Genomic DNA, 1588 nt, shown 5'->3' on the forward strand with positions numbered 1-1588 from the left:
CTGTTCGGCTTGCGTCGACCCCAATACGGCTCCTTTCCCTTGGAATTGAGCTTCGGGACGTCGGTTCAGCGCCCGCATGACGCCGATACGGGCGAACATGGTCGGGCCGCCGCGCGCGACCACCAGAAGCAAGGCTTCCATCGCTGCGCGCCACTCGGGCGCGTCACGCTCTTTCTTCGGAAGCGAAACTTTCAGCTCTTTGGACCTGCGCCCTTCAGCGCGTCCCACGCGGCCTTGTTCGCTTGATCGAACGCCTTCCGGGACTCGGCGAGTCCGGCGCTCAGGACCGACCAGGATTCGCTGCCAGCCTGTTTCAGCTTCTGCAGACGCGCTTCTGCTTCGGACGCATCGGATCTCATTTGCTTGAGCGCGGCATCGACATCAACGGTTCGGGCTGCGGCCACTTTGCCCGCGGCCTCGCGGAATTTGTCCGCTGCTTCGCGCCAGGCCTTGGACTGCGCAGCCGCAACGTCCTTGAACGTGGCCTGCTGCTGCTCGAGCTGTTTGCCAGCGCCTTCGAAGTAGGTCTTCACCTGGGCCTCGAATCCAGTCCATTGCCTCTCCAGATCCGTCTTGGCGCCAGCCCAGGCGGTTTCGCCCGCCTCGGCCTGGGTCTTGAGCAGGGCCTGAAACTCGTCACGGCGCTTGGTCAGATCGGACAGAAGCTGATCAGTCTTGACCCTGGACTCAGCCTTGGCCTGGCCGACTTTGACCTCGAACGAGGCCAATGCAGCGTCCATTTCGTCGATCCGCTCCTTGGCCCAACTGAGGTAGAAATGCATGCTGCTCTGCTGTGACATGGCCGTCTCCATCTGCTTGCCGAAGTTAAGATCCCAGAGCTTGGGCGTGGTCGTATTGACCTGTCTCAATGACGTCGTGTTCCGCAGCTGCCGCGAACTCTCGACGCGCCTCCTCATCCTGCGAAGGAGGAAAAGCGGCTGACGTTTCGTGCCAGCGATTTGCTTGTCGGCCCATTCGCGCGACGGCGCGCCAAGCGTCCGGTATCGATCGCCGCGCGAATTCTGGCGGAGCTTTCAGCTTGGCATCGGTGAACAGTAGTTTGTCCGCGAAAGGCATCGTCGCGTTGGGGGCGGTTGCCGCAGCTCCGCTGGCGGCCGACGCGTCTAACGTCAACCGATCCGGCTGCCCGATCCGGTGCCGAGTCTCATGGCCAACGGATTTTCCGAAGATCGCAGAATGCCACTGTTTTGCCGGACGCGTCAAAGGGCGTTTCGTGGATTCCAAAAACCGTTGCGCCAGCAGGACTTAGCTACTGTGCATGGGGTTGTTTTTCGAGATTTTGTTTTGGGCGGCCTGTCCTGCTGCGAGGGGGCTGCGGGCGATGTTGAGGTCGTTCCTGCCAGTAACGTCCTAACGATGCGGATATCTCGGTTTGACCTTGGCCGGCCCGCCCGGTTCGGGGTGGAACCGTTGCCCCGCTGCCGCGTTGTCTTGCCATGAGCGAAGACCTTTCCTTCCGACGCAAACCCCTGACCCCCGAACAGCGCCAGGCACGCGATGCGGCACGCCGGATCGAGGCCGAGAAGGCCATGCGCGACCATGAGGAGGCGCAGAAGCAGTTCTACGC

1 protein-coding gene is annotated in these 1588 nt (G+C 62.1%); it reads right to left on the bottom strand.

The features are described 5' to 3' along the window. Positions 1-191: 191 nt before the first annotated feature. A complete protein-coding gene (locus AC1D00_RS40390; RefSeq protein WP_404559054.1) occupies positions 192-800 on the bottom strand; it encodes a sll1863 family stress response protein in 609 nt (202 codons plus the stop codon). Between the last annotated feature and the right edge of the window lie 788 nt (positions 801-1588).

This window comes from Bradyrhizobium sp. P2_E8 (assembly GCF_056403875.1).